At 66.5% G+C, this 25,204-nt stretch carries 19 protein-coding genes; 11 read left to right on the top strand and 8 right to left on the bottom strand.

Going from position 1 to position 25,204, the window contains the following annotated elements:
* Nucleotides 1–353: 353 nt before the first annotated feature.
* Nucleotides 354–1,313, bottom strand: a complete 960-nt coding sequence (locus tag WT60_RS30365; RefSeq protein WP_060356276.1) for a GlxA family transcriptional regulator — start codon at nt 1,311–1,313, stop codon at nt 354–356.
* A 147-nt stretch (nt 1,314–1,460) separates the two neighbouring features.
* Between WT60_RS30365 and WT60_RS30360 the strand changes: the two genes are divergently transcribed.
* A complete protein-coding gene (locus WT60_RS30360) occupies nt 1,461–2,159 on the top strand; it encodes a DJ-1/PfpI family protein (RefSeq protein ID WP_082745031.1) in 699 nt (232 codons plus the stop codon).
* 82 nt (nt 2,160–2,241) lie between these two features.
* Here WT60_RS30360 and WT60_RS30355 read toward each other — a convergent pair whose 3' ends face one another.
* The 7 genes from WT60_RS30355 to WT60_RS30325 are packed head-to-tail and all read right to left on the bottom strand — an operon-like array spanning nt 2,242 to nt 9,477.
* Nucleotides 2,242–3,309, bottom strand: coding sequence for a 2-aminoethylphosphonate aminotransferase (locus tag WT60_RS30355; protein WP_060356282.1), 1,068 nt, complete (start codon nt 3,307–3,309; stop codon nt 2,242–2,244).
* A 2-nt stretch (nt 3,310–3,311) separates the two neighbouring features.
* Nucleotides 3,312–4,529 carry a phosphonopyruvate decarboxylase gene (gene aepY / locus WT60_RS30350; RefSeq protein ID WP_060356277.1) on the bottom strand — a complete coding sequence of 406 codons (1,218 nt, stop codon included), beginning with the start codon at nt 4,527–4,529 and terminating at the stop codon, nt 3,312–3,314.
* Nucleotides 4,526–6,214 carry a phosphoenolpyruvate mutase gene (gene aepX / locus WT60_RS30345; RefSeq protein WP_038751481.1) on the bottom strand — a complete coding sequence of 563 codons (1,689 nt, stop codon included), beginning with the start codon at nt 6,212–6,214 and terminating at the stop codon, nt 4,526–4,528. Before aepX ends, aepY begins: the two co-directional genes overlap by 4 nt.
* Complete coding sequence (locus tag WT60_RS30340) at nt 6,211–6,978, bottom strand: phosphocholine cytidylyltransferase family protein (RefSeq protein ID WP_060356278.1); 768 nt, start codon at nt 6,976–6,978, stop codon at nt 6,211–6,213. The genes aepX and WT60_RS30340 overlap by 4 nt, the downstream gene beginning before the upstream one ends.
* Nucleotides 6,979–7,019: 41 nt before the next feature.
* On the bottom strand, nt 7,020–8,021 hold the full coding sequence (locus tag WT60_RS30335; RefSeq protein ID WP_060356279.1) for an HpnL family protein: 1,002 nt from the start codon (nt 8,019–8,021) through the stop codon (nt 7,020–7,022).
* Nucleotides 8,018–8,791, bottom strand: coding sequence for a 2OG-Fe(II) oxygenase (locus WT60_RS30330; RefSeq protein WP_038751474.1), 774 nt, complete (start codon nt 8,789–8,791; stop codon nt 8,018–8,020). The genes WT60_RS30335 and WT60_RS30330 overlap by 4 nt, the downstream gene beginning before the upstream one ends.
* The gene (locus tag WT60_RS30325; protein WP_038751471.1) at nt 8,788–9,477 is read right to left on the bottom strand and encodes a CDP-alcohol phosphatidyltransferase family protein; all 690 of its coding nucleotides are present in this window, start codon (nt 9,475–9,477) and stop codon (nt 8,788–8,790) included. The genes WT60_RS30330 and WT60_RS30325 overlap by 4 nt, the downstream gene beginning before the upstream one ends.
* A gap of 362 nt (nt 9,478–9,839) precedes the next feature.
* On the opposite strand from WT60_RS30325, the gene WT60_RS30320 reads away from it, so the two are divergent.
* The 10 genes from WT60_RS30320 (at nt 9,840) to vgrG (ending at nt 25,202) form a co-directional block, all read left to right on the top strand.
* Nucleotides 9,840–11,354 (top strand): acetyl-CoA hydrolase/transferase family protein, encoded by a 1,515-nt coding sequence (locus WT60_RS30320; protein WP_038751469.1) that lies wholly within the window; start codon nt 9,840–9,842, stop codon nt 11,352–11,354.
* A gap of 1,606 nt (nt 11,355–12,960) precedes the next feature.
* Nucleotides 12,961–13,911, top strand: a complete 951-nt coding sequence (locus WT60_RS30315) for a type VI secretion system ImpA family N-terminal domain-containing protein (protein WP_060356280.1) — start codon at nt 12,961–12,963, stop codon at nt 13,909–13,911.
* 33 nt (nt 13,912–13,944) lie between these two features.
* Nucleotides 13,945–14,493 (top strand): type VI secretion system contractile sheath small subunit, encoded by a 549-nt coding sequence (tssB, locus tag WT60_RS30310; RefSeq protein WP_038751464.1) that lies wholly within the window; start codon nt 13,945–13,947, stop codon nt 14,491–14,493.
* A 2-nt stretch (nt 14,494–14,495) separates the two neighbouring features.
* The gene (gene tssC / locus WT60_RS30305) at nt 14,496–16,001 is read left to right on the top strand and encodes a type VI secretion system contractile sheath large subunit (RefSeq protein WP_161788681.1); all 1,506 of its coding nucleotides are present in this window, start codon (nt 14,496–14,498) and stop codon (nt 15,999–16,001) included.
* A gap of 143 nt (nt 16,002–16,144) precedes the next feature.
* Nucleotides 16,145–16,672 carry a type VI secretion system tube protein Hcp gene (locus WT60_RS30300; protein ID WP_004530039.1) on the top strand — a complete coding sequence of 176 codons (528 nt, stop codon included), beginning with the start codon at nt 16,145–16,147 and terminating at the stop codon, nt 16,670–16,672.
* Nucleotides 16,673–16,750: 78 nt separating this feature from the next.
* On the top strand, nt 16,751–17,182 hold the full coding sequence (locus WT60_RS30295; protein ID WP_059579716.1) for a GPW/gp25 family protein: 432 nt from the start codon (nt 16,751–16,753) through the stop codon (nt 17,180–17,182).
* 13 nt (nt 17,183–17,195) lie between these two features.
* Complete coding sequence (tssF, locus tag WT60_RS30290; protein ID WP_038751460.1) at nt 17,196–19,058, top strand: type VI secretion system baseplate subunit TssF; 1,863 nt, start codon at nt 17,196–17,198, stop codon at nt 19,056–19,058.
* Entirely contained in the window at nt 19,055–20,044 is a 990-nt protein-coding gene (gene tssG / locus WT60_RS30285) for a type VI secretion system baseplate subunit TssG (protein WP_038751457.1), read from the top strand. Before tssF ends, tssG begins: the two co-directional genes overlap by 4 nt.
* Nucleotides 20,045–20,046: 2 nt before the next feature.
* Nucleotides 20,047–22,920 carry a type VI secretion system ATPase TssH gene (gene tssH / locus WT60_RS30280; RefSeq protein WP_038751454.1) on the top strand — a complete coding sequence of 958 codons (2,874 nt, stop codon included), beginning with the start codon at nt 20,047–20,049 and terminating at the stop codon, nt 22,918–22,920.
* On the top strand, nt 22,911–25,202 hold the full coding sequence (gene vgrG / locus WT60_RS30275; protein WP_060819832.1) for a type VI secretion system tip protein VgrG: 2,292 nt from the start codon (nt 22,911–22,913) through the stop codon (nt 25,200–25,202). The genes tssH and vgrG overlap by 10 nt, the downstream gene beginning before the upstream one ends.
* Nucleotides 25,203–25,204: the final 2 nt, after the last annotated feature.

Below are 25,204 nucleotides of genomic sequence, written 5' to 3'. Positions count from 1 at the left end.
CAGTGACAATGAGGGCGGCGCGCCGTGCGCGGCGCGCATCGTGGCGGAGTCGATCGTTACGCTAACCTAAGCATGATGCGCTGTCCATCGCGGCGAGCGCGCGGCATGGCGATTCCCGCGCGGCGCGTAATGTCGACGCGCGTGGCGGTGCGATTCGCGGAGAAGCGGGTGCGGATGAATGCATGAGAAGAAACGGCGGCCGGGCGTCGCTTCGATGTCCGATCGATGTGCGTCCGATTGCGGTTGCGGCCAACGTTTGCAGTGACACGGCGAGGCGCGCCCATATCGCGTTGCGCGTTGCGCGCTGCGTGTCGTGTGCCGCGCAATGCGCATCGCGCGCTACGTGTCGCGCGCTACGCGCCGCGGAACCGGTCTCGATATTCGTGCAGCGACGTATCGAACGCACGCGCGAAGCTGCGCCGCAGCGTCGCGACGCTGCCGAACCCGCAGCGCTGCGCGATCTGCTTGGCGGGCAGCGCGGTTTCGCCGAGCAGGTTACGCGCGGTCTCGACGCGGATGCGCTCGACCGCCTTCGCGGGCGTCGTGCCGAATGCGTTGCGGTAATGGCGCACGAAGCTGCGCTCGCTCATGTTCACGCGGGCGGCGAGCGTCGGCACCGAGAGGTCGCCGGCCAGATGACGCCGAATCCACGCATGCAGATCGGCGAACTGCCCGGACGCGCTCTGCAGTTCGATCGGCGTGCTGAACTGCGCCTGGCTGCCCGGCCGCACGAGGAACACGACGAGATGGCGCGCGACCGCGAGCGCGAGCGTGTGGCCGCAGTCGTTCGTCACGAGGCGCAGGCACAGATCGATGCCGGCCGTGACGCCCGCGGACGTCCAGATCGGCCCGTCCTGCACGAAGATCGGCGCATGCTCGACGCGCACCCGCGGGTGGCGCCGCGCGAGCTCGTCGCAGCATTGCCAGTGCGTGACCGCGCGGCGGCCGTCCAGCAGCCCGCACGCGGCGAGCAGGAACGCGCCGTTGCAGATCGACACGACGCGCCGCGCCTGCCGCGCGTGCGCGCGCAGCCAGGCGAGCGTGTCGGCGTCGCGCGCGGCCGCGTCGACGCCGACGCCGCCCGCGACGATCACCGTATCCGCCAGCGCGTCGATGGGCGGAAGCGGCTGCGTCGACAGCGAGATGCCCGTCGACGTCCGCACGCTGCGCCCGCCGCGCGAGACGACGCGGACGTGGTACGGCGCTTCGCCGCCGGTGTCGCGCGCGAGCTCGTTCGCGCTCGACAGCACTTGCAGCGGGCCCGACAAATCGAGGAGATTCAGATCCGGAAAGACGAGGATATAGACGATCATGCGCGCATCGGGAAAGCGTTGGCGGAAATTGCAACCAGTTTGGCATAACCGCCAATCGGCCGCGCGCTAAGCTGGTCGTCGTGCGGGGCGCTGCGTATCGTCCCGCGAGCCTTGCATCTCATCATCACTTTTCGAAAAGGACGAACCGTGCCCCCGACTGCACAACGACCGCTGAAAATCGGCTTTCTCCTCGCGCCCGGCGTTGCCGTGATGGATCTCTTCGGCGCGCACGCCGTGTTCGGCTTCGCGCCGCAGACCGAACTGCACCTGCTGTGGAAGACGCGCGATCCGATCTGCGCGTTGCCGCCGTTCCCGATCGCGGCGACGACGGCCTTCGCCGATTGTCCGGACGATCTCGACGCGTTCGTCGTCGGCGCGGTGCCGGCCGACGTGATCGCCGACGACGAAGTGATCGCGTTCGTGCGCCGGCACGCGAGCCGCGCGCGCTACGTGATCGGGATCTGCGGCGGCGTGTTGCTGCTCGGCGCGGCGGGCTTGCTGAACGGCCGTCGCGCGACCACCAATTTCCACGTGCTCGACGCGCTCGCCGATCTCGGCGCGCAGCCCGTCGGCGGCGGCGAGGTCGTGATCGACGGCAATCTGTATACGGCCGGCCCGGCCACGGGCGGCTTCGAGGCGGCGCTGCTCGTGCTTGCCGAGTTGCGCGGTGTCGACGAGGCGAGGCACGTCGAGCTGACGATCGAATATCATCCGCGCCCGCCGTTCGGCGTCGGCACGCCGGCGCTGGCCGGCCCGGCGCTGACGAACGAGGTGCTCGCCGCGCACGCATGGTTCTTCGAGCCATGCAAGGACGCCGCGACGGCGATGTATCGGCGCGGCGGCTGAATGCGACACACGCGATGCCCTCAAAAAAAGCGGCGCCGCGCAATCGAGCGCGGCGCCGTTTCTTGCTTGCGGTGCTAGTGTGTCAGCGCGTGAGCGCCGTGAAGCCGTCGAGCAGGCGCTCGACGTCCGGCGGTTCGATCGCGCCCATCGTCGACACGCGGAACAACGCGCTCGACAGCCCGCCTTGGCCCGCGTAGATCACGAAGCCGCGCGCCTTGAGCCCGTCGTGCAACTGCTCGTACGTGACACCGGCCGGGAGCCGGTACGCGCGCAGCACGACCGACGATTCGCCGTCCGGCAGCACGAGCGGCATCCCGCGCGCGGCGAGACCCGCGCGCACCTGCTCGGCGAGCGCCGCGTAGCGCGTGTGGCGCGCGCGCCAGCCGCCCGCCTCGTCGAATTCGCGCAGCGCCTCGACGAGCGCGTAGTACGCGTGAACCGACGGCGTGAACGGCGTGTTGCGCGCGTCCTGCAATGTCGCGAGCCGGCCGAGATCAAGGTAGTACGTGCGGCTCGCGGCCGACGCGAGCGCGCGGCGGCGCACGATCACGAACGCCGCGCCCGGCACGCCGTGCAGGCACTTGTTCGCGGTCGCGGCGATTGCGTCGATGTCGCCGCCAGCGAAATCGATCGCTTCCGCGCCGAAGCTGCTCACGCCGTCGACGAGCATCCGCACGCCGCGCGCGCGGCACACGGCGGCGAGCGCGTCGAGATCGTTCAGGCGGCCCGTCGTCGTTTCATGGTGGATCACCGCGACGTGCGTGATCGCGCGATCGGCGTCGAGCCTCGCGGCGACGCGCGCGAGATCCGGCGCCTGCATCCAGTCGTGCTTCAGCACCTCGTGCGCGATCCGGTACTGCGCGGCGATCTGCGTGATCCGCTCGCCGTACACGCCGTTTTCGATCACGAGCAGCTTGCCGTTCTCGGGGACGAGCGCGGCGATCATGCTCTCGACCGCGGCCGTGCCGGAGCCCGTCATCAGCACCGCGCTCCATTCGGCCGGATCGAGCGCATACGTGGCGACGAGCCGCGCGCGCGCCTCGTCTTGCAGATCGAAGAACTCGCTTTCGCGATGGCACAGGTCCGGCTGGAGGAGGCTCCTGCGCACGCGTTCCGTCAGCGTCACGGGGCCGGGATTCAGCAACAGCATCTTCATTCTCCTCGTCGGGCAGGCGTCGCGCCGATGTGGCGCATCAGGCGCGCCTTCACGTCGACGGGCGTCACGCTCGGGCGAGGCAGGCCGTCGGGCACGCCGGTGCGGATCGACAGGCGCGCGAAGTGCGCGCCGCCATGCTTTTGCTTTTGCGCCTGCTCGCCCGCGCGTGCGGCGTCGAGCGCCGCGTCGAGCACGCCGAGATCGTCGCCTTCGATCGCCGACGCGTAGCCGCATGCGGCCGCGACGCCCGCGAACGACACGTATTGCGACACCGTCGCCTGGCCGCCCGTCGATTCGTGCGCGCCGTTGTCGAGCAGCAGGTGCACGAGGTTCGACGGCCCGTACGCGCCGAGCGTCGCGAATGCGCCCATGCGCATCAGCGCGGCGCCGTCGCCGTCGACCGCGACGACGGCGAGATCCGGCCGCGCGAGCGCGAGGCCCAATGCGAGCGGTGTCACGCAGCCCATCGAGCCGACCATGTACAACTGGTTCGGGCGATCGTCGATCGCGTACAGCTCGCGGCCGCAGAAGCCCGTCGACGCGAGCACGACCGTCGAGCCGACGGGCGTGCGCTCGACGATCCGCGCGAGCGCGTCACGACGCGTCGGCGACGCCGCGGGCTCGGCGGGCTCGGCGGGCTCGGCGGCGCGCTGTGTCGAATGCGCGGCGACGTGCGCGCGGCGCTCGGGCATCGCCGCGCGCTCGAGCGCGTAGGGCGCGACGCTGCCTTTTTGCATCACGAGCGCGTACGGGCGGCCCGTCGCGTCCATGTGCGCGATCGCGCGATCGAGCGCCGGGCCGATCGCGTCGGCTTCCGTCGGGAATGTCTCCCACGGGATTTCCATCGTGTCGAGCATCGCCGGCGTGATCGGGCCCATCAACGCATGCTGCGGCTCGTCGTGCACGCCCGGCTCGCCGCGCCACGTGACGATCAGCAGTTGCGGCAGCCGGAACGTCCACGTGAGCGACGTGAGCGGGCTCACCGCGTTGCCGAGCCCCGAGTTCTGCATCATCGCGATCCCGCGCCGGCCGCCGAGCGTCGCGCCCGCGACGAGCGCGACCGCATCGCCTTCGTTCGCCGCCGACACGTAATGGAGCGCCGGGTCCTGCAACACGTAATTGATGAACGGCGTCAGATACGAGCACGGCACGCCCGCGTACCAGTCGAAGCCGCGCTCGCGCGCCGCCTCGACGAACTGTGCGGCTTCGATCATCTCGCGCCTCCGTTGGCCGCGCTCTGCTCCGCATACGGCGTCTGGCCGTGCGCGAAATCGCCCGCGCGGCGGAAGTCGTCGAGATCGTTGACGCCGCGCCAGTGGCCGTGCACGTATTGCACTTCGATCTTCTCGCCCGCGTCGACGAGCGCGTTCAGCAGCGCCGGCAAATCGAGCGAATCGAAATCGCCGCGCGCCTTTAGCGTGTCGAGCATCGCCTTCAGCCGCGCGACGCCCGCGCCGCGAACGTTGAGGAGCCCGATCCAGCGGCCGTGCGGCTCGCCCTCGCTCGCATCGCTCGACACGCGGCGCAGATGGGCCTTCTGGCCGAACAGTCCGCGGTCGTCGGCGGCCGAGCAGAAAGCGAAGTCGCGCACGCTCTGGTTCGACGGCTGCGTCTGCGACGAATCGACGACGACGCTGAACTCGGCCTCGCTCTCGGCGAGATCGCGCAGGATGTAGCTGCGGAACAGCAGATCGCCGTACGAGACGATGGTGTCGCCCGAGAGGCGCTCGGCCGCGCACGCGAGCGACGCTAGCTCGCCCGTTTGCGCGTGCCGCTCGTTGACGACGAGCTTCACGCCCGACGTGTCGATCGCATCGGCGCGATAGCCGCCGACGACCGTGATGTCGTTCACGCCCTGCTTCTTGAAGCCGTCGACGAGCCAGCGCAGGAGCGGCTTGCCGGCGATCGGCAGCATCACCTTCGGCTTGTCCTCGGTGACGGCCTCCAGCCCCTTGCCGCGGCTCGCCGCGAGCACGAGCGCCGCGCTCGACGCGCGCGAGCTCGACGACAGGTAGATCCGCTCGGCGGCCGAGTATTCGTCGGCGTCCTGCAGACGGAAGATCTCGTTGACGCTCGCCACGCGCTCCTCGACGTTGACGAGCGTTTCGCCGTCCTGGATTTCGCGCGCGACTGCCTGCATCGCGGACGCCGACGCGCGGATCAGATGATTCGCCCAGATCACGGTGCTGATGCCGGCCTGGCGGAACACGTCGGTCGGCGTGCTGTAATACTTGGTCGGCACGATCACGAGCGGCGCGCGGCCGCTCCATTCGCGCGCGAACTGCAGGATCTCGTCGGGCCGCGACAGCTTGCTGTGGATCAGGATCGCGTCCGCGCCGGCCTGCGCGTACGCGTTCGCGCGGCGCAGCGCCTCGTCCATCCCCCAGCCGGCGATCAGCGCCTCGACACGCGCGACGATCGAGAAATCCGGATCGCTCTGCGAATCCTTGCCGGCCTTGATCTTGCCGCAGAATTCGTCGATCTCGGCGAGCGGCTGGCGCTCGCCGTCGATGAAGCTGTTGGTCTTCGGAAACTGCTTGTCCTCGATGCACACGCCGGCGATGCCGCGCTGCTCGAGCTTCTTCACGAGCCGGCGCACGTTGTTGAAGTTGCCGTAGCCGGTGTCGCCGTCGAGCAGGATCGGCAGGTCACTCGCGTCGGCCATGAATTCGAGCACGTCGACGACCTGAGTCCAGCTCGCCTCGTTGTTGTCGCGCACGCCGAACTGCGCGGAGATCGCGAGCCCCGACGCCCAGATCCCCTTAAAGCCCGCCTCGCGGACGATCCGCGCGGACAGGCCGTTGTGCGCTTCCATCAGGAATTCGAGTTCGCGGCTCGTCAGCATCCGCCGCAGCCGCGCGCTGCGCGATTCGGTGAAGTTCGGTTCGCGTGCATTCATCGGATGGCCCCTATCGTTCGTTGTTGGATGTGCGGCAGGACTTCGTCGCGAGCCCGCGCGACGTCGCCCGGAAAATCGATTTCGATCCACGGCGCGCCCGTCACGTCCGCGATGTCGAATGCGCGGCCGCCTTCGAGCAGCAGGTCGCGCACGGCCTCTTCGTGCGGCATGTTCGCGCGGCCGCCGTCGACGTAGCCCGCGATGATCTCGGCGAGCCGGCGCGCGGCGCCTTCGCTGAAACGGAAGAAGCCGACGGATTCGCCGATCGTGTCGTAGTCGAGATTGGCGGCGACCTGCTTGCGCAGCTCGACCGGCACGCCGTCCTTCACGCACAGCTTGACGGGCTCGTCGCCCGTTTCGAAATCGCGGTCGATCAGAAGGCGATCGATCGCGCGCGACGGCTCCGCGACGAGCGCGTGCAGGATGCTCTCGTCGTACAGCACGTCGGCGTCCATCAGCAGCACGTCGCCGCCGCGCGTGAGCGCGTCGGCGGCCGTGTGCACGGTCAGCACGCTGCCGAGGTCGTAGCGCGGGTTGAGCACGATCTCGGCCTTGCGGTTCAGGCGCGCGAGCTCGGCTTCAACCTTCTCGGACTGGAAGCCGAGCGCGAGCACGATCTCGTCGACGCCCGCCGCGTCGAGCACGCGCAGGTGCCGCTCGAGGAGCGACTTGTCGTCGAAGCGCAGCAGGCACTTCGGGAATTGAGCCTCGGGAGGCAGTTGCAGGCGCAGGCCCAGGCCCGCCGCAAGAATGATGGCTCGCATGAGTTCTCCACGCAAAGGGCGCCGACCGTCTCGTCGTCGGATCAGTCGGCGATCGGCTGCGGCGCGCGCCGCCGCTGCCAGTTTCTTTCACTGAAATGCAGATACAGGATGCCGGGCAGGCCGAGCGCGAGCTCGCGCGCGCGCTTCGCGAGCGACAGCGCGAGCGCTGCGTCGGGCGGCAGCCCGACGAGCGGCGCGAGCAGCAGATAGCCGCCTTCCTGCGCGCCGAGCGAGCCGGGGATCGCGAACGCCGCGCCGCGGATCGCTTGCCCGACGCTCTCGAGGAGCAGCGCGTCGAGCCAGCTCACCGGATGGCCGAGAAAGCGCAGCGCGAGCCACACTTCCGCGGTGCCGACGATCCAGCCGATGAGGCTCAGCACGAACGTCGTGCGCACCTTCGCTCGCTCGCGGTACAGCTTGCCGAGCGCGTCGTCGATGGCGTCCGCGCGCGTCGCGAGCGACGACCAGTCGCGCGGGCCGAGCAGCTTCGACGCGGCGCGCAGCCCGCGCCCGAACAGGCCGCGACGCTGCGCGAAGTAGAAGAGCGCGGCGCAGCCGCCCAGCACCGCGGTCGCGATCAGCGCAGGCGTGCGCAGATGCGACGCGGCGTCGTGCGTCGCGTACGCGCTGAACGCCGCGATGCCGACGAGCGCGAACACCATCTGCGCGAGCGCCTGCATCGTCGTGCTGACCGTGATCGCGGCCGCCGCGTCGGCCAGGCGCGCGCCGCGCTGCGCGAGATGGCGGACCATCAGCACCGGCCCGCCGATCTGCCCGGCGGGCAGCAGGCTGTTGACCGATTCGCCGACCCAGCGCGCGCGCAGCGCGTCATGAAGCCCGCTGCCCGGCTCGCCGGGACGGAACATCACTGCGATCGCGGCCGCGTCGATGACGAGCGGCACCAGGTGGAACGCCGCGACGAGCGCGAGCCCCCAGCCGGCCGCGAACAGCGTCGCCGCGACCGCGCCGAAGCCCTGCCACGCGAGGAGGGCGACGAACGCCGCCGTCCCGAGCGACAGCAGGATCATGCCGGTGCGCGTCATGAGCGCGACGGGCGGCGCGTCGCCGTTTGCTTGAATACCTGACGGAAGCCGAAGTACGCGATCGCGTCCTTCATGTTCGACACGAAACGTTTCCACGGCCGCATCCCGGGGTCGGTCACGTACTCGAACGTCAGCGACACGCGGATCTCGTTCTCGCCGAGCGGTGTCACGCGGTGGCGCAGCTTGTCGCCGTCGAAGAACACGATGCCGCCGTGTGCGATCTGCACCGAACCCGGCTCGTCCGCGACGCCCGGGTTGCGCGTGTGCAATTCGTAGTCGAGGCGGCTCGTCGAATCGTCGATCACGCCGAAGAGCAGCGTGTAGCGGCGGCCGTCGTAGTACGACGTGTCGTAGTGCCAGCCGATGTGGTCGCCCGGCTTCGTGTAGTAATACAGCGCGTACGCGTGCGGATCGTCGTCCGGCGACGGCAGCAGCCTGTCGCCCGTCAGCGTCTCGAGGAAGCCGACGAGCGCCTTCGAGCGGTACAGCTCGGCGATGAGCGGCGCCTTCTCGTCGATCGTGTGGCGGCTTACGCTGCCGCCTTGCTTGTGCCCAGGCAGGAAGTTGCGGTTGATGTCGGGCACGAGCGCGCGGGCGCAGTCGGCGAGGCGGCCGGCGAGATCCTTCGGCAGGAATTCGTCCAGGTAGACAAACGCGTCCTGCCGCGCGAAATCGCCGCGCAGCCGCGCGGCGTCGAGCGCGCCGATGCGCGCGGCGACGGCTTCGTCTAGCGTGCCGTGGGCCGCGCAGGCTTCGGTTTCCGTGATCATTTGGTGGGTTGGATTTCGGTTGAATTGGGCGCGCGGGACGCGCTGCCGCGGCGCACGATGCGCCAGTAATCGATCACGACCCACGCCGCGAAGAGCGGCGCGCCGATCGCCGCCGCGAGGAGGAACGGCTCGACGCTGTCGAGCAGCGTGACGACGGGAAGCAGATACAGCACGTCCTCGGTCTCGAAGCCGCCGACGAATGCCTGCTTCGTGCCCGCCTTGCCCGCGAACGACTCGATCCGCATCCGCAGAAAGAAGATGAGCGCGACGGCCGCGCCCGCGAGCGCGCCGAGCAGCACGGGCGACGCGGCCATCTGGCCGCCCGCCGCGACGACGCCGGCGCCCATGCTGACGAAGAGCGCAACCGTGACGAGCGCGTCGCTCGCGAGATCGTAGAAGTGGCCGAGCTTGCTCGACTGGCCGCTGATCCGTGCGAGCTCGCCGTCGGTGTGATCGACGAAATTGGACAGCACGATCAGGAAAGCGCCCGCGTTGATCCAGCCGAAGCCGGGTTGCGCGAGGCACCACGCGCCCGCGAGGCCGATCAGCAGGCGCAGCGTGGTCAGGTGGTTCGGCGTCACCGGCGTGCCGACGAGCGGCGTGACGAGCCGGCGTGCGAGTCGGGCGTCCCACGTGCGGGGAGGTGGGCTCGAAATGCGGCTGGCGGCGGATTTTCTTGGGTCCATCGGCGAAATATATACGGAATCGTAATTTATTGCTTTTTCATGACTGAGGCGCCCGATTGTACGGGGGCGGAAAGTGTGGTGTAAGGTTTGGCCTTTGCCGGGAGCGGGACGCCGAGATGTGGCGGTCGCCCGCCGCGTGATGGCGCGCGTCGCCTGAAGTTGATTTCGGGCAAATATCCAGCAAATCCGGCAAGTTACTTTTGCACGGGGCGGACACTATGCCGCGGCGCGCTCTGCGATACTCGGGCCGTGCTTGCGCCGCCGGCCCGTGACCGCCGCCCGCGCCGCAAGCGCGCGCCACTCCGGAGACACCCTTGCGGCGCTGCGTCGCCAGATCTAATACAACCGTTCGACATTCAGCCATGCCAACCTCTCGTATCCTCGCTCCCAGCCTGCGCTCCCTCGTCCGCACCGCCGACGAGGCCGCCGCGCTGATCGGCCCGAACATGACCGTCGCGATGAGCGGCTTCACCGGCTCCGGATATCCGAAAGCGGTGCCGGCCGCGCTCGCCGCGCGGATCGCGGCGTCCCACGCGCGCGGCGAAGATTTCCGCATCAACGTGCTGACGGGCGCGTCGACCGCGCCCGAGCTCGACGGCGCGCTCGCGAAGGCGAACGGCATCTCGATGCGCCTGCCGTACCAATCCGATCCGACGCTGCGCGACAAGATCAACGCGGGCGAGCTCGACTATCAGGACATCCACCTGAGCCACGTCGCGCAGTACGCGTGGTTCGGCCTGTTCGGCGAGCTGGACGTCGCGATCGTCGAAGTGGCGGGCATCCGCGAGGACGGGAGCCTGATTCCGTCGGCGTCGGTCGGCAACAACAAGACGTGGCTCGACCAGGCGAAGCGCGTGATCCTCGAAGTGAATTCGCGGCAGCCGCTCGGCCTCGACGGAATGCACGACATTTATTACGGCACCGCTTTGCCGCCGAACCGCAAGCCGATTCCGCTCGTGAAGAGCGACGACCGGATCGGCGAGCCGTATCTGCGCTGCCCGGCCGAGAAGATCGTCGCGATCGTCGAAACGGACGCGCCCGACCGCAGCAACGCATTCGCCGCGCCCGACACGGCGTCGAAGCAGATCGCCGGACTCCTGATCGATTTCCTGCGCCACGAGATCAAGCGCGGCCGCCTGCCCGAAAACCTGCTGCCGCTGCAGTCGGGCGTCGGCAACATCACGAACGCGGTGCTCGCCGGCCTCGGCGAAGGCGGCTTCTCGAACCTGACCGCGTACACGGAAGTGATCCAGGACGGCATGCTCGACCTGCTCGCGAACGGCACGCTGAGCTTCGCGTCGGCGACCGCGCTGTCGCTGAGCCCGGACGCCGTGAAGCGCTTCGCCGACGAGATCGACACGTTTCGCTCGAAGATCGTGCTGCGGCCGCAGGAGATCAGCAACCATCCGGAGCTCGTGCGCCGCCTCGGCATCGTGGCGATGAACGGGATGATCGAGGCCGACATCTACGGCAACGTCAATTCGACGCACGTGATGGGCACGAAGATCCAGAACGGCATCGGCGGTTCCGGCGATTTCGCCCGCAACGGCTATCTGTCGTGCTTCATGTCGGCGAGCACCGCGAAGGGCGGTGCGATCTCGCGGATCGTGCCGATGGCGAGCCACGTCGACCACACCGAGCACGACGTCGCGGTCGTCGTGACGGAGCAGGGGCTCGCGGATCTGCGCGGATTGTCGCCGAAGCAGCGCGCGCGCAAGGTCATTGCGAATTGCGCGCATCCCGACTATCGGCCGATGCTCGACGACTACTTCGAGCGCGCGAGCCGCGAGAGCTTCGGCAAGCAGACGCCGCATCTGCTCGGCGAAGCGCTGTCTTGGCATGAACGCTATGTGCGAACCGGATCGATGAAGGCCTGACGATCGGTTCCTCGAGGCCCCGCGCGTGCGGTGGTCGACGCTCGGGCGGACATCGGACTGACGAAACGGCGCGGCGCCGGATGGTGGCCGCGCCGTTTCGTTATTGGCGGCGTCGTGCGCAGAGGACCGGCAAAGGGCGGCGTCGCGGCCGACGCGCCGCGGGGCGCGCAGGCGGGAGCGCCTTCTACTATCTAGTAGCGACTAGATAGATACTGGATACACGCCGACACGCTGGCGCGACGAAATGCGCTGCGTCGTTCGTTCCGATGCCCGTGTCGAGGAGCGAGCGAACCGACCGGGGCGCAGCCGGGACGGGAGTGAGAACACGACATTGCCCGAATGGCGCGTTCGAGCAGGCAATCGAGTCCATGAGCTTCGGGTTGCTTATAAATATGGATCGTGGCACGAGCGCTGGCGCGGCACGGGGCATCGGGCGCGCAATTCCCGAGGATGTATTCGGTTCCGTGGGGAAACCGCAGGCACTTAATCGTCTCTAAAACTGTTCGTCATCCTACTGAATGACATGACGATCGATCCTGTCGGACCGATCGTCGCTGCCGTCGTGCAGCGGACGAGTATCCGGGCCTCAAACGACAAGTAAAACGCCTTCTTGGGACCACGCCGATCCATGCGCTATCGCGTTGGTATCGCGCTTATAGCGGACAGACGATCCAGTCGGCAAATAAGTTGTCTCTCAGTCGAGTTAAATTGATCCCAATGTAACAAAGATGTTTCACCCGCCGCCTTGATGCGCATTCGCGCCGCGTTCTCGCTTCATTGGCTTTGATGTACGTGCGGCGGGCATTTTCGGCCCGCTTGCAATTCCGGCGAGGTGGGTTTATTGTGGGTCGACAGGCCGCGCAAACGATTGCGAATACATATTAAGTAGTCGAAGAAGCCTGATCGGAATGTATGAAGTAGTGATTGAGTAATTCGGCAGGCGGGTTAAGAAAAAGCGATCGGAAGGATCGCGCAAGATAAAAATCTCCGCGTCGTTCGAAACTCGCTCCGCTTCGGAGGCAATCCTTATATTTCAATTTCATTGAATCAAACTTACAGTTCCGTTTGTAAGAAAAATTTATTTCTGCTTGCCAAATTTACGAGCGTTCTATAAGTTTACAGCGTAGACTGTAACGATATGAATGATTGTCACGCCGTTGTCGTTGAGGGCCACTAAGGTGTGACGTTTCAGATTAAACCCGGTGCTTGGATGATATTTCCGCCGCAAATGCGACGGCGTAGTGATTTATGTGCGCGCCGTATTTGATTTAATGGAAGTGCATCTTACCGATCGCCGATGCGGAAGGCTGGCGCTAGCCAGCTCGCAGGGATCGGGCTGGGCGGAAGGGGCGGGTTAATATCGCTGAGAAAAAAACCGGCGGCGTAAACGGTTTCCGTGGAATATTTTCCTGGAACCCGCAGGCGTTCGTTTGTCTTATTCCAGCGGATACCAATCTAATTCCCCAAAACGCTTTGGCAGATGGTAAGCATCGAGTTATGTGGTCGCTAATACATTCGAAGAATTAAGTTTGGGCATTTTGACGGAACGCAAACTAATCTAGCTTTGCGAAGTCGGTTCCCGACGCTTGTGATTTGTGGATAGACCATGAACGACGTTGCACTACCGGGCCAGTCGCCGGACTTGCTGGATTTCGACGAAGATTTTATCAAAATCGACGCAGCCATCTGCGAATACGATTCCGTCGGCTACGCGCCTCAGCGCAAGGGAGAGGGCGCGTTCCAGTGGGTCTCCGTCGAAACCGGATGTCTCGCCTTATTGAAAAAGGCGAAAGACGTGCGGGTCGCCATTTGGCATCTGCGTGCGTGCATCGCGCGGCGCGGCTTGAGCGGACTCGCCGACGGCACGCGATTGCTGGCCGATCTGATGAGCGCACCCGTCGAGGAATTGCATCCTCGCGCGTTGCCTGACGAGTCGCCCGGCGAAACCCTTTTGATTCATCTTGGCTGGCTTGCTGGTTCGCAGTTCCTGCATCAGCTCGGCAGTTCCCGGTTCGAAGACCGCGATGCGACGCTCAACGATCTGATCGGCGGGCGGGCGGCTTCGATCGTGGAGGATCCTGATTATCGCATTAGAGCGAATACTCTTGTACATGACATTCAGGATTCCTTATCGAGAATCAGGGAATCGATAGCTGCGGTGGAGCAGGAGCTCAACGTCGCACGCGCGCTCGAACTGTTGAGCGTCGCGTCGTCGCGGCTCGTGCAGGCGCATTCGGCGGCGGACGAGGTGAACAAGACGAACGCCGCAGGTACGGAGTCGGTGGACTCGACGCCCGGTGGCGCGCCTGCGCCCGATACGCGGCAACCGTCCGCCGGGCCGGGCGGCGCGCTGAGGTCGAGGCAGGAAGTCGGTGCGGCGCTCGAGCGAATCGTCGAGTACTTCCGCTTGCACGAACCGAGCCATCCGGCGCCGATCTTCCTGTCGCGGATTCAAAGAATGCTAGGGGCGGGTTTCGAGGAGGTGATGGCGGAGCTCTATCCCGAGGCGGCGTCTCTCGTGGCCCAGCTGAACCGGCCGCAGAGCTCTATCAAGTAACGTGAACAACTTCGTGTAGAGGGTTTGCTCATCATGGTTCGACAAAAGGATGGACAGAAATTCATCGGGGAGAGTCGTGCGCCCCGTGTGCAGATTGAATACGACGTCGAGGTTTACGGGTCGCAAAAGAAGGTCGAGTTGCCGTTCGTCGCGGGCGTGATGGCGGACCTGTCGGGCGACAACGTTGAGCCGCTCGGCCCCGTCGAGGATCGGCGCTTCCAGGAGATTGACGTCGAGAACTTCGACGAGCGCATGGCGCAGATCGCGCCGTCGCTCAGCTATCACGTGAAGAACGTGCTGACCAACGACGGCACGCTGATTCCGATCGATCTGACGTTCACGTCGATGGAATCCTTCGAGCCCGCGGACGTCGTCAAGCGCATTCCCGAGCTGTCGACGCTGCTCGAGGCACGCAATCGCCTGAAGGAGCTCTTGACCTACATGGACGGCAAGGCCGCGGCGGAAGACGTGATTCAGGAGTTGCTGAAGAGCCCGCAGTGGGCGAACGAGGCCGAGGCGACGGAGCAATCCGGCGGCAACGGCGAAGGCGACGGCCAACAACCGGAAGAGGGTGCGAAATGAGTATGCAGCAGCTTGAATCGTCTGCCGAGAAGGTAGTCGTCGATCAGAACAACGTCAACGAAGATCTGAAGGACATCCTGCGCCGCTCGTTCCGGCCGCGCACCAACGAGGCCGCGGAGGCGGTGCAGAACGCCGTCGAAACGCTGCTCACGTATGCGCGGCGCAGCCGGGTCGTGGTTCGCGAGGACGTCGCGCAGACGATCGAGCAGCTGGTCGCCGAGCTGGACAAGAAGATCTCCGAGCAACTGACGCTTGTGCTGCACAACAAGCGCTTCCAGAATCTCGAAGGCGCGTGGCGCGGATTGCACTATCTCGTATCGAACACCGACACGAGCGAGAACCTGAAGATCCGCTACCTGAACATCTCGAAAGCGGATCTCGGCAAGACGTTGCGGCGCTTCAAGGGCGTCGTGTGGGACCAGAGTCCGATTTTCAAGATGATCTACGAGCAGGAATACGGCCAGTTCGGCGGCGAGCCGTTCGGCTGCCTGATCGGTGATTTCTATTTCGACCACAGCATGCAGGACGTGTCGATCCTGACCGAGATGTCGAAGATCTCGGCGGCCGCGCACGCGCCGTTCATCGCGGCCGCCGCGCCGGGCCTGCTGCAGATGGACGACTGGAGCGAGCTGTCGAATCCGCGTGACGTGTCGAAGATCTTCACCGCGACCGAATATGCGTTCTGGCGCCGCCTGCGCGAGAGCAACGACTCGCGCTATCTCGCGCTCACGCTGCCGCGCTTCCTTGCTCGCGTGCCGTACGGCCCGAAGACGCAGCCCGTCGAGGAGTTCGGTTTCGAGGAGAAGGTCGACCCGAACCGCGCCGAGGATTTCTGCTGGGCGAATTCCGCGTACGCGATGGGTGCGAACATCACGCGCGCGTTCAAGACATACGGCTGGTGCACGAAGATTCGCGGCGTCGAGTCGGGCGGCGCGGTCGAGGTGCTGCCGAAGTTCGTGCTGCCTTCGCAGGATCGCGAAGTCGACCTGCACTGCCCGACGGAAATCGCGATCTCGGACCGGCGCGAGCACGAGCTGTCCGAATCGGGCCTGATGCCGCTCGTGTACCGGAAGAATTCGGATACCGCGGCGTTCATCGGTGCGAAGACCGTCCATCGTCCGGCGATCTACGAGGACGACGACGCGACCGCGAACTCGAACCTGTCGTCGCGCCTGCCGTACATCTTCGCGACGTGCCGTTTCGCGCACTACCTGAAGTGCATCGTTCGCGACAAGATCGGTTCGTTCAAGTCGGCCGAGGATACGCAGCGCTGGCTGAACGACTGGCTGATGAACTATGTGGACGGCGATCCGAGCATCTCGAGCGAGGTCACGAAATCGCAGCGTCCGCTGTCGGCGGCGGAAGTGGTCGTCGACGAGATTCCGGAAAACCCCGGCTACTATCGCGCGCAGTTTTTCCTGCGCCCCCATTTCCAACTGGAGGGTTTGACCGTTTCTCTCCGGCTGGTTTCGAAACTTCCGTCGACCAAGCACGAGGTGACGACCTGAGCCGCGACTACCGGGCCGGTTGCGGTTTCGCTTAAAGAAGGAGGTGTTCGAGGCGTTGCGGGGCGGAGTCGATGCGTCTCGCAGCGGATTCAACAGCGGTCTTTTCGATATGGTCTTGTTATAACTAATTAGGAGTTCATAGCATGGCAAATGCGTTGGTTGATTACTTCTTGCAGATCGATGGCGTCGAGGGCGAGTCGACCGATCAGCAATATCCCGGTCTGATCCAGATTCAGAGCTGGCAGTGGGCGGAAGAGAACTCGGGCCGTTGGGGCTTCGGCAGCGGCGGCGGCGCGGGTAAGGTCGAGATGAAGGACTTCGAGTTCCGCATGGTGTCGAACAAGGCGTCGCCGAAGCTGTTCCTGATGTGTGCGACGGGTGAGCACATCCAGAACGCGAAGCTGATCTGCCGCAAGTCGGGCAAGGGCCAGCAGGAGTTCCTGACGATCTCGTTCGCGAGCGGCCTCGTGTCGTCGTTCCGCACGCTCGGCAACATGCCGATTTCGCAGCTCGGCCACGCGAGCGGCGAAGTCGACGGCGTGCTGCCGACCGACCAGATCCGGATCAACTTCGCCCAGATCGAGTTCGAGTATCGCGAGCAGCGTAACGACGGCACGATGGGCGCAGTGATCAAGGCCGGATACGACCTCAAGCAGAACGCCCCGATCTAACCCGTCGGAAGGTTCTAGTTTCCAGGCTAACCTTGGGCAGTGTTGTGGCCTCGCGCCACAACACTCGGGAACATGCACGTGAGCGATCTTCAACTCTACAACAAGCTGTCCAGACGGATTCGTCGTCATTCGCTTCAAGAGGTCGTCGCGGATCATTTGGTCGACCTGATGAATTATGCGATTCGCGGCGCGCGCATGCGCATCGCCGACGACAGTCCGGCAGCGCATTCGGTGCTGAACTTCGGCTGTCCGCCGATGCAGGCGGCCGGCGCGACGAAGATCAATCCCGCGCATGCGGCCGCGCACATCTGCGAGGTGATTCGTCGCTTCGAGCCGCGCGTCGATTCCGCCAGCACGACGGTCAAGCCTCGGACCGAGAGCCACAGGCGCTTGCCGCAGACGATCTACTTCGACGTGTCGATGAAGGCGCGCGAAGACGGAGCCGAGCTCAGGGCGAGCCTCGCGCTCGATTACCTGAGCGGGTATTTCAGCCTAGCGGATGACCGGTGAGCGACGAACGGCGATGAATTTTCTCGACCACTACAACGACGAATTGCGCCAGCTGCGCGATGCGGGTGCGCGCTTTTCGAAAGAGCATCCGCAGGTCGCGTCGGCGCTCGGGCTGCATCCGGATGCGGTCACCGATCCGTTCGTCGAGCGGCTGCTCGAGGGCGTCGCGTATCTGTCGGCGCGCGTGCAGAAGCGGCTCGACCGCGAATGCGCGGAGTTCGCGCAACAGGCGCTCGGGCGCATTTGCCCGCTCTACACGGCGGCCACGCCTGCGATCTCGACGTTCGCGTTCCATCCGGATCTCGGCTCGCCCGACGCGTTTCGAGGCAACACGCTGCCGCGCGGCTCGCTCATCGCCGCTCATTTGCCGGGCCGCAAGCTGCCCGTGATGTTCTCGACCGCGCGCGACGTCACGCTGTTGCCGCTGCGCCTCGCGTCGGTCGAGTGCAGCCGCAGCATCACCGGGCTGCCGTCGCTGCTCGCGCAGCGGCTCGCGTCGTCGCATGCGGTGCTGCGCTTCAGGTTCGAAGTGGAGGGCGGCGCGTCGGTCGCGGAGCTGTCGCGTGAGGACAAGGGATTCGCGCCGTTGCATCTGAGCCTTGCGGGCGACCTGCCGCGCGCGTACGCGCTGCATCGCGCGCTGCTTGCCGACACGACCGCGTGGTTCGCGCTCGTGTCGACGAATCGCGGCGACGAGGTGCTGACGCTGCCGATGTCGGGCATTCGGTTGTCCGGCGTAGACGATGCGGAGGCGCTGTTGCCGGAGGACTTCGGCGGCTTGCCGGGGCTGCGGCTGTTGCGCGAATACTTCGCGCAGCCGACGCGCCTGCTCGGCGTCTACGTCGATGCGCTCGCGGCGATTGCGGAGAAAGCGCCGTCGGCGCGCGAGTTCGATCTGTTCTTCGCATTGCGCGACGCGCCGGGCGATTTGATCGGCGACGTGGACGCGAGCCAGTTTCGCCTCTTCGCGACGCCGGCGATCAATCTGTATTCCAAACGTTTCGATCCGGTGCCGTACGACGCGAATCAGCCGGAGCAGTGGATTCCGGTCGACCGGATGCGGCCCGCCGCTCATCACCTGTGGGCGCTGACCGAGGTGTTCGTGTGCGAGACCAATGGTCGCGCGCATCGCGCGCGCTCGGTGCTCGAGACGGCGGGCTACGAAGGGCAGGACGGCTCGATTCGCTACGGCATGCGGCGCGAGGATGCGTTGCTCGTCGACGGCGTGCGGCGTGATCGGTTCGATCCGCTCGCAAGCCACGATCTGGTCGCGGTCTCGATGGTCGACGACACGCTCGATCCGGACGATGTCGCGACGATCACGGGCCGCGCGCTCGTTGCCGATCGCGACTGGCGACCGACCGCGCTGCTCGACGCCGAACTGCAACTGCTCGATCCGACGGCGGTGAAGCGCATCGAGTGTCTGTGGCCGGCGAGCGCGCCGCGCGGCAAGCCGAGCGTCGACGCGTGCTGGGAGGCCGTGTCGCACGTGGGCCGCAATCCGCTCGCGCTGCGCGCGTCGCAACAGCAGGACGTGACGGCGCGCATCGTCGAGCAATTGCTGCTCGCGATCGACAAGGACGACGCACTCGACCGCCAGCGGCTCGAGAGTTTGCGCTCGGTCATGCTGCGCTCGCGCTTCGTCGCGGCGGGCCGCTCGACGCCGACCGCGCTCGTGCGCGCGACGCAGGTCGAGATCGACATCGCCGAATCGCTGCACGCGGATCGCGGCGGCTGGCTGTTCGGGCGTCTGCTCGCGCAGGCGCTTGCCGAAGCCGCGACGCTCAACGACGGCATCGAGATCGCCGTGCGCCTCGACGGCGATGCGGCGAGCACGCACACGAACGTGGCGTCGCGCGACGGGAGGCTCGCATGACGTCGCTCGAACATGTAACGAAAGCGCTGACGCCGCGCCGCACCTTCTTCGAGTTGATGCGGCGGGTCGAAGCGTTGCAGCGCAAGCACGACAAGCGCTCGGCGCGCAAGCGGCGGTTGCCGAAGTGGCTGCGCATCGAGCAGCCGGCGGAGATGCATTTCGCGAGCACCGAAGTGGAGCGCGTGCACGTGACGCTGCCGCGCTTCATCGAGGACGACGATCACCCGGAGGTCACGGTGGTTCAGCGTCACTTCGGACTGTTCGCGCCGTACGGGCCGCTGCCGCTGCACGTGACCGAGCATGCGATGCAGGAAAAGCGCTTCGAGCGCAACGCCGCGTTCGAGCGCTTCGTCAACGTCGCGTGCGGCGACCTCGCGTGGTTGCACTACTCGGCGTGGTCGTCGATGCATCCGGTGCTCGGCTACGAGCGCGCGCGCAATCCGTTCGTCGAGCGCGTGACGGCGCTCGCCGATGCGCGCCGCGCGACGCAGGACGACGCCGATCTGCTCGAGCGTCATGCGCTCGCGTGCCGGCGCGCGTTTCCGGGCATCTACTGCGCGCCGCGCCGCTCGCTCGCCGATCTGCAACGGATGTTGCGCTCGTACTTCGGCGTTGCGCTGCAGGTGGTGCCGCGCCACGGCCGCTGGGTGCCGGTGCCGGCCGCGGCGAGTCACGCACGGCGGCTCGGCGGATGGCGGCTCGGCGCGCGGATCTGGGACGTGCAGCACTCGATCGAGATCGTGATCGGGCCGATCGAGGCCGACGAGTTTTACCGGTGGCAACGCCGCGCGGCCGCCGTCATGGCGGTGTCCGCGGTCGTGACGGATTTCGTCGACGGACGAATTTACCCCGTCATCAAGGTTCAGGTGTGGACGCGCCCTGAACTTGCAGGAAGGGTTGGGTGCATGCGCGTCGGCGTCGACGCGTGGTCAAGGCCGAATCGGGCGCTGCGCACCCTGACTGTCTTTGAATCTTTTCGGGACTAGACGTGAATCGCGAACGCATATTCAACTGTCTCGGCCGCACGACCTATGCGGCCCTCGTCGATGCGACGGCGCTAGGCCGATCGCGTCGGCACGCCTTCATCGACCTCGATCACTGGGCGCTGTGCCTGCTGCAGCGCGAGCAGAGCGATCTCGCGCGCCTGTTGGAGCAGTTCGGCAGCGACGTTGGCGAAGCGAAGCGCCGGATGGAGAAGGCGCTCGACGGCTTCGACGTGAGCGGCGACTCGCTGCGCGATATCTCGAGCTCGCTCGAGCGCAGCGTCGGGCCGGCCGTCATCTGGAGCCAGATCGCGGCGCGCGCGGGCAAGGTGCGCTCCGGCCACCTGCTGCTCGCGTGGCTCGACGAGGATCTGACGCGCCGCTGGCTGCAGCAGCGCGTACCGAGCGGCATCACGTCGGTCGCGCTAGATGAAGTGGTGAAGCGCTACGAATCGCTCGCGGCCGGCTGGCCGGAAAGCAACGAAGCGCCCGCCGCGATCGACGGCGGCGCGCTCGGCGAGCACGCGGGCGAAGCCGCCGCCGACGGCACGAGCGACGCGCTCGCGAAGTGGGCGACGTGCGTGACCGAGCAGGCCGCGCGCGGCGAGCTCGATCCCGTCGTCGGCCGTGACGATGAATTGCGCACGGTGATCGACATCCTGTCGCGCCGTCGCCAGAACAATCCGATTCTCGTCGGCGAGGCGGGCGTGGGCAAGACGGCCGTCGTCGAGGCGCTCGCGCAGAAGATCCAAGCGGGCGCGGTGCCGCCGGGCCTGCTCGGCGCGCAAGTATGGGCGCTCGATCTCGCGCGGATGCAGGCGGGCGCCGGCGTGCGCGGCGAGTTCGAGCAGCGGCTGAAATCGCTGATCGACGCGGTGATCGCATCGCCTGATCCGATCATCCTGTTCTGCGACGAGACGCACACGCTGATCGGCGCGGGCGGCGCAGCCGGCACGGGCGATGCGGCGAACCTGATCAAGCCGATGCTCGCGCGCGGTCAGCTTCGGATGGTCGCCGCGACGACGTGGTCCGAATACAAGCAGTACATCGAACCGGACGCGGCGCTCGTGCGGCGCTTCCAGGCGGTTCCCGTCGACGAGCCGAGCGATGACGCGGCAGTCGACATGCTGCGCACGATCGCGCCGCGCTTCGCCGCGCACCACGGCGTGCGCATCGTCGATTCGGCGCTGCGCGGCGCGGTCGAGCTGTCGCGCCGCTATCTGCCCGCGCGGCAGTTGCCGGACAAGGCGATCAGCCTGCTCGACACCGCATGCGCGCGCGTCGCGATGAGCCAGAACTGCGCGCCCGCCGAGCTCGAGCGCTTGCAGCACCAGGCGTTCGCGATCGGCCAGACGCTCGATTGGCGCGCGAGCGATCGCCGGATGGGCGTGCGCACGCCGGGCGACGAGGGTGAACTCGAAGGCCGCCAGGCGAGCCTCGTGCAGCAGGCGGCGACGCTCGGGACGGTCGTCGACGCGCAGCGCGACGAGGTGCGCACGTGGCTCGCGCGTCTGAACGACGAAACGAATACGCCTGCCGACAGCGACGGCGATTCGTTCGCCGCGCGCATCGGCGCGAATCGCTGGGTGCGTCCGTGGGTCGACGAGCACGTCGTGTCGGAGGTGCTCGCCGAGTGGACGGGCGTGCCCGTCGCGCAGCTCGCGCAGGACGATGCGCAGCGCGTCGTCGAGCTCGAGGGCGCGCTGAATGCAGGCATCCACGGGCAGACGGGCGCGATGCGCTCGATCGCACAGGCGTTGCAGGTGTCGCATTCGGGGCTCAATGATCCGCGCCGGCCGCTCGGCGTGATGTTGCTCGCCGGCCCGACCGGCACCGGCAAGAGCCAGGCCGCGGCGAAGCTCGCCGAGCTGCTGTTCGGCGGCGAGCGCAACCTGCTCCAGTTCAACATGAACGAGTTCCAGGAAGCGCACACGGTGTCGACGCTCAAGGGCGCGCCGCCCGGATACGTCGGCTACGGCAAGGGCGGGCGCTTGACCGAGGCGGTACGCAAGAAGCCGTACAGCGTGCTGCTGCTCGACGAATTCGATCGCGCGCATCCGGACATTCATGAGGTGTTCTATCAAGTCTTCGATCAGGGTTGGATGGAGGACGGCGAAGGCCGCAGGATCAGCTTCCGCAACTGCTTGATCCTGTTGACGAGCAATCTCGGCGACGTCGAGATCGAAGCGGCGTGCAAGGCCGATCCGCAGATCTCGCAGGCGAAGCTCGATAAGCTCGTCGGCGAGCGGCTGCAAGGGCGCTTCTCGCCCGCGCTGCTCGCGCGGATTCAGCTCGTCGCGTTCCGGCCGCTCGATGTCGAAGCGCTCACCGGCATCGCGACGCAGGCGCTCGACGAACTCGGCGAACGCCTCGCGGAGAACGATTTGCAGTGGCGCGCGGACGAAGGCGTCGCGTCGTGGGTCGCGCATGCGGTGTCGCAGCATCCGGCGAACGGCCGCGCGGTGCGCGACCTGCTGCGCCAGCACGTGATGCCGGCCGTCGCGCGCGGCGTGCTCGCCGCGCGGGCGGAGGGGCGCGCGCTGAAGACGGTGCGGCTGTCCGCGCATGAGAAGCTGGCGCTCGTGTTCGACGAGGATGCGTGGGAGCTGAGCGGCACCGATGCCGCGGCGCTCGGCGAGCAGGCGGAAGCGGCGGCGCTCGAAGCCGCGGCGGCCGCTGCCGTGGAGGCGCACGAAGCACATGACGCGCACGGCGCGCATGAAGTGGATGAAGCGCATGAAGCGATAGGCGGCTCGCACGCCGACGCGAACGTGGATGCAAGCGTGCAGGCGAGCGGCGCGCATCCGGTCGGCGCGCATGGGCCTGACGAAACGACATCGGCGAACGCCGGCACGACGGGAGAACCGTCATGCGTCTGATCGAACTGCGTAGTCCCCTGTTGGACCCGGATTCGGTTGCACTGAGCTTCGTGGTCCACGAGAACCTGTCGCAGGAGCCGTCGTATCAGCTCGATCTGCTGAGCCACGATCCGGACCTGGATTTCGACGCGCTGCTCGGCTCGTCGCTGTCGGCGGACATCGATCTGGGCGGCGGCGCCGTGCGGACGTTCAACGCGCACGTGTTCGGTGGGAACGACACGGGCCAGATGAGCGGGCAGTACACGTACACGCTGGAATTGAGGAGCTGGCTGTCGTTCCTCTCGGAGAACCGCAACAGCCGGATCTTCCAGAACATGAGCGTGCCGCAGATCGTCGAGCAGGTGTTCCAGGGCCATCAGCGCAACGGTTACCGGTTCGAGCTCGAAGGCACGTACGAGCCGCGCGAGTACTGCGTGCAGTTCCAGGAAACGGATCTGAACTTCGTGAAGCGGTTGCTGGAAGACGAAGGGATCTATTTCTGGGTCGAGCACGAGAAGGACAATCACATCGTCGTGATCTCGGACACGCAGCGCTTCGATGATCTGCCGCTGCCGAACGACGAGCTCGAATATCTTCCGGACGGCGAAGAATCGCGTGCGATCCAGGGGCGCGAAGGCGTGCAGCGCTTGCAGCGTACGCGGCGGATCAAGTCGAACAACGTCGCGCTGCGCGACTTCGACTATCACGCGCCGTCGAACCGTCTGGACAGCGATGCGCAGCAGGTGTCGCCGCCGAATCTCGAAGGGATTCCGCTCGAATACTACGACTACGCGACCGGCTACAGCGAGCAGGAACAGGGCGAGCGCCTCGCGCGCCTGCGGCTCGAAGCGATCCAGGCGGACTCGCACGTGCTCGTCGGCGAGGCGAACGCACGCGCGCTCGCGACGGGCCGCGCATTCACGCTGGTCGGCCATCCGGCCGCGCAGCGCAATGGTCGGTACTACGTGACGAGCAGCGAGCTGACGTTCATTCAGGACGGACCGGATAGTACGTCGCAGGGCCGTAATGTCGCGGTGAAGTTCCGCGCGCTCGCCGACGACCAGCCGTTCCGCCCGCTTCTGACGACGTCGCGCCCCGAGGTGCCGGGCATCCAGAGCGCGACGGTGGTGGGCCCGGAGATGTCGGAGGTGCACACCGACAAGCTCGGGCGCATCCGCGTGCACTTCCACTGGGACCGCTACAAGACGACCGAAGCCGATGCGTCGTGCTGGATTCGCGTGTCGCAGGCTTGGGCGGGCAAGGGCTGGGGCGTGATCGCGATGCCGCGGGTCGGGCAGGAAGTGCTGATCACGTACGTCGACGGCGATCTCGACCGGCCGCTCGTGACGGGGATCGTCTACAACGGCGAAAACCCGACGCCTTACGATTTGCCGAAGGACATCCGCTACACGGGCCTCGTGTCGCGTTCGATCAAGCGTGCGGGCGGCTACCAGAACGCGAGCCAGATCACGTTCGACGACCAGCGCGGCGCGGAGCGCGTGATGATCCACGCGGAGCGCGACATGCAGCAGACGGTCGAGCGCAACAGCTCGACGTCGATCGCGCAGGACTTGAACCTGTCGGTGAAGGGCACGTCGACGTCGGTCGTCGGGATCTCGGTCAGCTTCACCGGCATCTCGGTGTCGTACACGGGGCTGTCGGTGAGCTTCACCGGCGTGTCGGCGAGCTTCACCGGCGTGAGCACGTCGTTTACCGGCGTGAGCACGAGCTTCACCGGCGTGTCGACATCGTTTACCGGCGTGAGCACGAGCTTCATCGGCGTGTCGACGTCGTTCACCGGCGTCGATACGGGCTTCAAGGGCGTATCGACCGCGATGATCGGCGTTTCGACCAGCGTCGTGGGTTCCAGCAACTCGGTGACGGGCGTGTCGAACAGCATGACGGGCATCTCGTCGTCATGGACCGACGTCAGCATGTCGACGACCGGCCAGTCGCAGAGCATCACCGGCGTATCGCTGTCGTACACGGGCACGTCGAACAGCATGACGGGCACGAGCACGTCGGTGACGGGCACGTCGACGAGCATCACGGGCACGTCGATGTCGAACACGGGCAGCTCGACGAGCATCACGGGCACGTCGATGTCGACGACGGGCAGCTCGACGAGCGTCACCGGATCGAGCGTGTCGACGACCGGCAGCTCGGTGAGCACGACGGGTTCGAGCGTATCGACGACGGGCAGCAGCGTGTCGGTGACGGGATTCAGCTTCTCGTACACCGGCGCGAGCTACTCGGACGTGGGCATCGACCTGAAGAAGGTCGGCATGCAAGTGAAGAGCTGACG

The sequence above is a fragment of the Burkholderia sp. MSMB617WGS genome, assembly GCF_001532025.2.
GTDB classification, from domain to species: Bacteria; Pseudomonadota; Gammaproteobacteria; order Burkholderiales; family Burkholderiaceae; genus Burkholderia; species Burkholderia savannae.
This window is presented reverse-complemented; position numbering and strand designations above follow the sequence as displayed.